The sequence below is a fragment of the Epilithonimonas sp. genome (assembly GCF_056329745.1).
The window spans coordinates 82013-90672 of record NZ_JBWEYV010000014.1 but is presented as its reverse complement, the minus strand read 5'-3'; the positions used below and the strand labels follow the sequence as shown (position 1 = coordinate 90672).

Genomic DNA, 8660 nt, shown 5'->3' with positions numbered 1-8660 from the left:
ATATACGAAATTTTCGTATTATGAGTAACCTTTTTTATAATGCACTACGGGTTCTATCATTATATTTTTTTTCATTGAATAAATGAGAGTATATCTTCTTGTAAATTGATATGGGGATTTGCTTTCCATAAAGGTTCAAATAATTTCCATCAGATAGTTTTAGAATAGGGGTAATCTCAAATGGACTTTCAGCAGAATAGTATCTTATTTTAGGATTTGGTGATGGTTCAATAGAAAACTGCAATAAAAATGTATCTACCTTTTTCTTTTCAAAACTATGATATAAATCCTCTGCGGTAAACATCAAGAACCCGTATGTTTTAGAATGGAAAGAATGAAAAGCATCTTGAATTTTTTCAGGTAGTAACTCAAAAGACTCGGAAAATGTCATTTCATTAGACTGAAACCTTTTAACAAAATCTGCAAATTCCTTGGTATGAGAAAACTCCATAACATATTTGAATCTAATCATTGAGATTAATTCAATTTCTTTGCAAACTTCAATTAGGAAGTCAATATCAAATCCAAAATCTTGAGTAATCTTATCTTCAAATGGTGTAAATACTCTTCTTAATTTTTCAAAATCTTGTTCTACGTAACTTAATACTCCATTATCAAAATGGTTTCTGAACGCCATTTCGTGAATTACAGATTCTTTGGTGTAATCTGCGAATTTTTCAACTCGATTAAAGTCTTTTATTTCATTGAGCTTATCAGCAAGTAATCCTAATTTTTCATCAGGGTGTTCAAATTTTTCATTTCCTTTCTTTTCAGAAAAGGTATTTAGGGCAATTAAGTATAGAAAGTCTTTTAGCTTGGATTTAAACTTGTTTAAATCAACCTCAGCAAAAGGGTCGGGTTGCTTTTTTATGAAATATGCAAAGAACCCTGCAAAACTTTCAGTATCGTATTTGGAAACCACGTTTTGTAGCTCGTCAATTTTGTTTTCTAAATCTTCGTTTCTATTTAGGTTCATGGTAAACTGTTTTCCTCTCTTTCTTTGCTAAAAACTTCGCCTTTTTTACTTAAACTATTTTTACAAAATTTCTTTCTTTTTGTCTATTCTCTAATTATTTAATCAATCCTATTATTAAAAACTAAAAGTTGAATATTCATAGTTATATTCTAGCAAGTTAGGTGTTGGACTCTTTCCGTCAGGATTATAGTAATTTATACCTCTTGATGTTTCTGAAATAAGATGCAAATTTTTTCTCGCTCTTGATGCCAAAACATAAAGTAATTTTTTTGCATTTTCATGTCCATTTGAATCATTAAAATGAGGAATATAATCATTAAGAAGAGCGAAACCAATAACTGTATCATACTCTTCTCCTTTGGTGCCGTGAATTGTGGATACGGTAATTCCATCTCTTTGCTTAAATACTTTTCTAAAGTTTTCTATCTCTCCAATAAATGGATTTCCTTCCTTAATAAGTCTTTGTATTCTACTTTCGGAACTGGCAAAAAATGAAGTATGATGTTCTTCAAGCAAAGGGAAATTGTGAATTTGAATTTTTAGATTTTCACAAATTAGGTCAAAGAAAGAACGTAAATAAATCAAACCATCATTTTCGTTCACTTTGATGGAGTTACAGATTTTTAAAAACTCCTTGTTTGATAAGTTTGAAACATCCATTCCTGCGGCATCAAGTTCTTCCAAAACATCTTTACTCCAACGTAAACGACGGACATACATATAAGGGGACGGTTCTGTTAAAACTATCCTTGAAACTTTAAACCAAAAATTTTCAATATCACGTGAAAACGGAGCCATACCCGGACCATCAAAACTGAAATCAGGAAGTCTAATCATTAACTTTCTTGTAACACTTGCGATATGAACCCACTGAGGTGCAGCTATACAAATCTCATTAGGATTGATTCCAGCATCTTGAACATTGAACAAAATCAATTTTGCAATTTCCTCAATCAAATCATCTAAAGAAACCGATAGATTGTAGGTGATTACACTATCATAATCCTTTTCATTACCATATGCTACAATGGGAGTGTCAAACGATTTATAATAATCAAAGTAATTTATTATGATTTCAGATGACCTATAATTCTTATCTAAACTCATACCTATCAAATTAAACCCTAAAAGCTGTTCCAATTCTTCTTTTGGCATCGGATAGCCACCAAGTGAATCATAAATGGATTGGTTAGGGTCGCCAACAATTAGTGTTTTTGAGTTTCCCTTATTGGCACTTAAGATTTTTGAAATTATGTGATACTGAATTTCCTTAGTATCTTGATATTCATCTATCAAAATAAATGGAAATAGTCTGCATAGGATGGTGCTAATAATTGGTTTCGATTTCAATAATTCATAAGCATAAAATAGTATCTGCTCAAAATCCAATTGATGATTCTCTTCTAATATTTCAAAGTACTCCCGAAGAATAGCTTTGATATGCTCATTCTGATTATTATTTTTTGATGTAAACGCATAATTACCGTTTATTGTAGCGTAATATTGAAAATCGTAAAAAGTAACTTTAGGATTGTCATACTTTTTACATAAGTCGGTTAATAGTTTTTCGGAATCAAAGGAATTACAGACTTTAAATCCATTCTTTAACCTTTCAGAATACAAGTGGTACGGTTTTAATATCCATTCCATACAAAACGAATGAATAGTGCCAATCCATAATTGTGCAGTATCAACCCCCAATAATTCTACCCGTTCCTTAATTTCGTCGGCGGCATTATTTGTATAAGTAATTGCAATAACAAATTCTTTATTGGAAGTTAACCGACTTAATTCATAAGCGATTTTGTAGGTAAGGGTTCTTGTCTTTCCACTACCGGGACAAGCAATTAAAAGAACACTATCTTCTTCTAAAACAGCGGTTTCTTGTTCGTTATTCAAACTTCCTTTTTCCAAAATAAACATAACCTATTTCAGTTTTTCTATGAACGTTAATAGTTGGTCATTAGGTATTACTAAGTCCAAATCGAATTCGAGGTCTTCCAAATTTGCTTCCTCTTTCCGATAATTTTTTAGGGTCATTTTACAAGATGAAAAATCCAAAGTATTATCATTTTCAAAATGTTTGTTTATCCTGTATTCAATAATGTCGGCAATAATATTTCGAGAGTATGTTTCCCTGGCAAAAAGGATAGCATCAATTATGTATTCAGGAATTTCTGTTTTAAAAGATATATGTTTACCTAACATTATAGCGAACCAACCTTTTCCCTCTTGCTTAGCCATAGTAAGTATACGCTTTCCATAAACGGCAACCTCTTCATCTTCAATGTCTGCTTTCGCTTGTGTTCTTGTTGCTGGGTCTGTGTATATTTGGTCAACTAAAGCTAATGCTTCATATTCGTTTCCATCGGTTATAAAATCAACTTCAAAAGTATAATCTGCATAAAATGATTTTATCCAATCATTTCCTGTTTCAAAAGTATCTAACTTCGCTTTACGTTGTAATCCTTTCTGTTTTGATGCTTCTACTTTTTTCTTGTATTTTTTTAATGGTTCGGAATCCCCCTCATTAATGACTGTATCACAAATGGCATCATCCAAATCTGTAAGAATTGCACATTTTCTTCTTATCCTATTATCATGAAAAAGTTGTGCAACATTCTCAAAACCTGTACTTCGTATATTAATTAGGCTAATTCCGAGTTCGTCCAAACTCACTCCAAAGACTTTTTTAACCATTATAGGGATTAAAATCTCTTCGGCATCTCCTTCAACTAAAATCACCCCTTTTGCAAATAACAAGTTGGTTCTTACAGCATCCAAATAACGCTGTATTTGATTGATGCTTTCAGAAGTCAAGTCGGTTGAAGGTTGATAGACCTCCGCAAAGTTTAATTTTTTTGCAAGTATGTTTATGTTCTCAACATTACTTACCTCGGAAATTTGGGTAGAATGGGTAGAATAGATAATTTGAGTATCTCCATAGTCCAGTTTATCAAATAAAGTCTTTTGAATATGATTATGAATATGAGCCTCTGGTTCTTCAATTATTAGGAAGTTGGCAAATGTATCTTTTGATTTTCTGTATTTGAATTCAAGTAATTTCAGTGTCAAAAATATTAGATTGGCACCTCCTAAACTTAACTCATGGATTCCTCCCTCATAATCCTCACCAGGTTCTCCAATGAAAAGTCTCAAAGACTGTAACAATTTTTCAGCTTCGTGTGGAACACCAGATTTAATAGATAATGAAGATGGAGAATAAGTTAGTCCAACGGCATCCTGAATCGTTGATTTTATATCTGACCTTATATTTTGTACATCGGGTAAATCTTCAATGCTTTCATTCAACTGTTCAACTAAATCGCTAATAGGTTGGTAGTCTTCCTCTTTTATTTCTCCACTCTTATTCTTCAAAAGGGTTAGTAATGGGTTGGTTCTATTATTATGAAAATCACTTACCACATCCCTTAAAGCCTGTATGAATGTAAAAGATATTTCCTTTGAAACTGATAATTGATGCGGAATTTTAGAGCCAAATTTTGAAGCATCTATTGTTGATGGAAAAATGACATTTTCGAAATCTCCTACAAGCTCTTTATATATCTCAGGTTCGCTAAAATCAGCGGTGCTTTTTCCTGTAAAGAAAGTTTCATAGTTATCCTGAATTGTGATATCGTCAAGAATGGCTTGCAAACCAGCAGTGTCACCTTCAGCCAATTCTGAAAGTTTTTGCCTGATGTCTTTTTTAGGTCTAAAGAAAAGATTGTAAGTAGCTTTTTTTACAAAGTCTTCCTCTGCAACTCCAACTCCATGAATGAATAAAGATTGAATAGACTCTTCATTACTAAGCTCATCAAATTCTATACTGATAATTATCCAATGACCTTTCCATTTTTCATTATCCAAAGTTCTATTAAAATCCTCTTTTGTCAATTTGTAGGCATATTGCATTGAAGAATCTTCTAATAAAAGTCTTATCGCCCTAAAGACATTTGTTTTACCGGAGCCGTTTTCTCCGATTATGGTATTTATTCCTTTGTTGAATTGAAAACTTGCATTTGCAAAATTTCTGTAATTAATAAGATTGATTTTTGATATATACATTGATAAATAATAGATTTTACTTTTTAAATTAGCGTAGCATTACTTCCTACATTTTACCCTATCACCTTCGCCATCACATTAAAGTAATCGCAAGAACCCCATAACTTTTTATTTCCGATTACATAAAAGCGCTTTTTGGCTCTGGTAAGGGCAACGTTCAACATATTAGGTTTTTGAGAAGCCCAGTTTCTTGCTCCCGATGATTTGGGGTCGCTACCTAAAACAAGAAAAACGATATCGGCTTCTTTTCCTTGAAAAGTATGGATAGTACCACAAGAAACTTTTTTGTCAGCTCTGAATGTATTTTTGCAATAATTCGCAATGGACTTAAAAGGTGAAATAACATAAATATCCTTAGTAAACCCAGATATTCTCAATTCTTGGATTTTCTGTTGTAGCAAAGCAATTTCCTCTTTAATTACATGCTTATTAACCAACGTAATTTCGGTGTTAACGTTAAACCAACTGGATTCACCAATAAAAGCTTCTTCCGAATTTTGATTAATAGCCTTTACCATCTGGTTGCAATAAGCAATTTCGTTGGCTATGGAAAACATGGGGTCATCACAGCGACGATGGGTTCTTAAAGGAAATCCCGTCCATATTTTTTCATCCGTTCCAGCAACATTCATGTATGTTCCGCTTGTTGAAACCCTATCCGCCAACTGTTGTACCGAAACTTGGTAGGGCGACCATTCCAAAGGCACTTTGTGTTCGTTTCTCAATTTGGTCATTAGTTTTTCAGGCATAGTAACCACAGGTTCTACCTGCAATGGGTCTCCAACAATAACACAGCGTTTTGCCCTGTGAATTATCCCTGCTGCGGATTGAGGCGTGGCTTATCCGGCTTCATCAATCAATAACCACCCAATTTGTTCTTTGTTGGTGTTAGGGAACAAACGTCCTGCCGATGCCAATGTAGTTGAAACTACGGGAACACAGAAGAAGAAAGAATCCCATAAGTTTTGGGCTATTTCAGCATTGACCTTGACCCAACCTGAAGTCATTTCAAAATAAGCATTTAAATTATTTCTGAAGTTCTTAGCGTTGACTAAAATGGCATCATGATGTAGTTGCATTGCCGAAAGAAAAATATCACTCCGCAGCTTTGCAATTTTGGGAGAATGGTATGGGTTTAAAAGCTGAATATCGCTAATTTCTTTTTGGGCAAAAGCAATATCAAAAACATTCTTAATATCAACACCATACTCATCGGTTAGTTTTTGCTGAAGGCGATAATAATTATCAAAAAATGACTTCGTTTTTTCCAACACATTGTTGAGATTCTTTTGTTTTGAAATGAGTTGCTGGGTTTGTCTGGTATTTGATTCCAGTTTTCCTCTTACAATATCTAATTCAGAGTTGACTTTATTTAATTGGTTTAAAATCCTTTCGGCTTCTGTATCCCATTGTTTAAAACTTTTGGTTTTAAAAAGCTTCTTTATAAAGAAAAACGAAGGTTTACGTTGTGTGTGCAATTGCAAAGCCGATTGAATCCTTTCGGCATCAACTTTTAAACTAGATTCTTTATTAATTAATGTTTGCTTCTCTTTTGAAAGCTCATATAAATTATCATCAATTTGCTTTAATTCGGAAATGATATTTGCTTCGTGTTTTTTATTCTCAACAAATTCAGGTAAAGAGTTGTGAAATTGGCTTGCTATCTTCTTAAAATCTTCAAATTGATTTAATAGTGTTTTAAATTTCTTATTTTCTGTTTCAAAGGATTCTCTATATAAGTGTGTTGTATCATTGTTTTCATTTTTATAAATGTTGTACAACAAATCCTTAAAGCCTAAAGTTTGTTTTTCTTCATTACTTGTCCAAAAAGACTTTCTGAAATTACTCCTGTTTTTGGCATTCCCAAGAGCAGCCGCCAAAACGCCCCAACTTTCTTCGTCAATTAGTGCTGTTGAACACTCGGAAAAATAATCGGCATCTTGAAATACGGAGGTATCAATCTTTGATTTCGCTGGAAGTTCTTTACTGATATTTTCTATAGCAGCATTGTTATTGCTCGCTATAACAATTCCGAAATTGTTTTGAATTTTTCCATCAAGTTGGTAAGTATGTAATTGATATCCCGATTCCTTTTCAACTTTTCTATACCCACCTTTTTTAAAGATATTATCACAACCAATCTCAGAAATAACTTTAGCTCGCTCTACAATAATTTCGGCAATCACATCTAACAACAACGTGGTTTTACCTGTACCTGGGGGACCATTAACGCCTTGTATTCCGTTTGCATTTCTGAGATTTGAAAAAATGGTGTTTACTGCTCCAAATTGTGCGGCATACAATCCATATGCTGTATTTGATGGCCATCTTCCGGCAGTTAAGGTACTCGGACTAACAGCATTGAATAAGAAGTGCTTTTGTTGGATTAAATCTTTTCTCTTGTTGTAAGATGGCTCCAAGGTTAAATAGTCTTGTAAGGCTTTACCATAAAGTTTTTTCTCTAATCGGGATAGAAAATTTAAATCATCCAAAAAGAAACTATTCAGAAATCCAGCGTTTTGTTCACTGTCTTTTGGAACAGCCTCAATCAAAAGAAAAATCTTGATTTCATCATCATTCCGCCATGAAGTAAGCTTGTTGAGGTATTCTATTTCCTTGTCAATATGTTTTCTGCTTACAATATCACCTTTCGGTGGTTTTTTGCCTTCCTCATCTTCGCCAATGATTTTTGGAATGTTATATCGTTCCAAAAAATCCTCCCTCGCATTTTCCAAGTCAGTCGATACCGTTGATAATTCTTCACCTTTTTCCAAAGTATTAATACCAAAAATATAGCTGGCGGCAACGTAACTATCTTGTTGGGGACGACCTTCGTTATCTAATACTAACGCAGAAAGACAGCTAAAACCATTAACGGGTTCTTCCCAGTCATTGGCTTCATCCGTTTTCAATAGGGTATTTAAATGATTTATAATCCGTTTTTTCTTAATCTTTCCAAAGATGAGAGTATAGCTCCACTTATAATGTTCTTTAGGTGGTTTTACCACACCTAGCCATGGTAAACTAGCATCGGGTTCTATTAATGAAGCTTCTTTTTTAAAATCCGGGATGTCAAATATTTCTACATCTCTCCAAAAGTTTAAGATATCTTGTCTTTCCAATTTTTATTTCAGGTAATTTATGAGTAGCAAGATATAAAATATTTATTCAATTCAGCCACTCACAGCCAAATACTTCCTTTGACAGCCACTTTGTTAGAGTATTCTGATTTCTGAAGCACTTTTGTTCCGAAAGCCCACAAGGTGTGGGGTAAAAATAACAAAATAATGTGTTTCAATTATGGAAAAACAAAGAAAAAAAGTTTTGCTGGCAGCAGTGGCAATGCTGTCAGGAATTGGTGCATTCGCACAGGGAAACGGTACGGCAGGAATTAACGAGGCTACTCAAATGGTAACTTCTTATTTCGATCCCGCAACCCAGCTTATTTACGCCATCGGTGCCGTCGTGGGTTTAATCGGGGGCGTTAAGGTCTATAACAAATTCAGTAGTGGTGACCCTGACACGAGCAAAACGGCAGCTTCGTGGTTCGGTGCCTGTATCTTTTTAATCGTAGCGGCTACTATTCTGCGTTCATTCTTCCTTTAACATTTGCCTT

General features: G+C 33.7%; 6 protein-coding genes. 1 reads left to right on the top strand and 5 read right to left on the bottom strand.

Annotation, left to right across the window (positions count from 1 at the left end):
* Positions 1–34: 34 nt before the first annotated feature.
* The 5 genes from AC00Y6_RS11120 to AC00Y6_RS11100 form a co-directional block, all read right to left on the bottom strand.
* Positions 35–976 (bottom strand): hypothetical protein, encoded by a 942-nt coding sequence (locus AC00Y6_RS11120; protein ID WP_474490683.1) that lies wholly within the window; start codon positions 974–976, stop codon positions 35–37.
* 114 nt (positions 977–1090) lie between these two features.
* A complete protein-coding gene (locus tag AC00Y6_RS11115) occupies positions 1091–2899 on the bottom strand; it encodes a UvrD-helicase domain-containing protein (protein WP_474490682.1) in 1809 nt (602 codons plus the stop codon).
* Between the two features lie 3 nt (positions 2900–2902).
* Positions 2903–5044, bottom strand: coding sequence for an ATP-dependent nuclease (locus tag AC00Y6_RS11110; RefSeq protein ID WP_474490681.1), 2142 nt, complete (start codon positions 5042–5044; stop codon positions 2903–2905).
* Between the two features lie 53 nt (positions 5045–5097).
* On the bottom strand, positions 5098–5793 hold the full coding sequence (locus AC00Y6_RS11105; RefSeq protein WP_474490680.1) for a DEAD/DEAH box helicase: 696 nt from the start codon (positions 5791–5793) through the stop codon (positions 5098–5100).
* A gap of 90 nt (positions 5794–5883) precedes the next feature.
* Positions 5884–8166: a DEAD/DEAH box helicase gene (locus tag AC00Y6_RS11100; RefSeq protein WP_474490679.1), complete on the bottom strand. Its 2283-nt coding sequence runs from the start codon at positions 8164–8166 to the stop codon at positions 5884–5886.
* A gap of 178 nt (positions 8167–8344) precedes the next feature.
* Between AC00Y6_RS11100 and AC00Y6_RS11095 the strand changes: the two genes are divergently transcribed.
* Complete coding sequence (locus tag AC00Y6_RS11095; protein WP_026706465.1) at positions 8345–8650, top strand: DUF4134 domain-containing protein; 306 nt, start codon at positions 8345–8347, stop codon at positions 8648–8650.
* Positions 8651–8660: the final 10 nt, after the last annotated feature.

Bases quoted from the DNA above. Each gene is read 5' to 3' on its own strand.
- AC00Y6_RS11095 (WP_026706465.1), top strand. From the start codon at position 8,345: ATGGAAAAACAAAGAAAAAAAGTTTTGCTGGCAGCAGTGGCAATGCTG.
- AC00Y6_RS11105 (WP_474490680.1), bottom strand. From the start codon at position 5,793: ATGCCTGAAAAACTAATGACCAAATTGAGAAACGAACACAAAGTGCCT.
- AC00Y6_RS11115 (WP_474490682.1), bottom strand. From the start codon at position 2,899: ATGTTTATTTTGGAAAAAGGAAGTTTGAATAACGAACAAGAAACCGCT.
- AC00Y6_RS11110 (WP_474490681.1), bottom strand. From the start codon at position 5,044: ATGTATATATCAAAAATCAATCTTATTAATTACAGAAATTTTGCAAAT.
- AC00Y6_RS11120 (WP_474490683.1), bottom strand. From the start codon at position 976: ATGAACCTAAATAGAAACGAAGATTTAGAAAACAAAATTGACGAGCTA.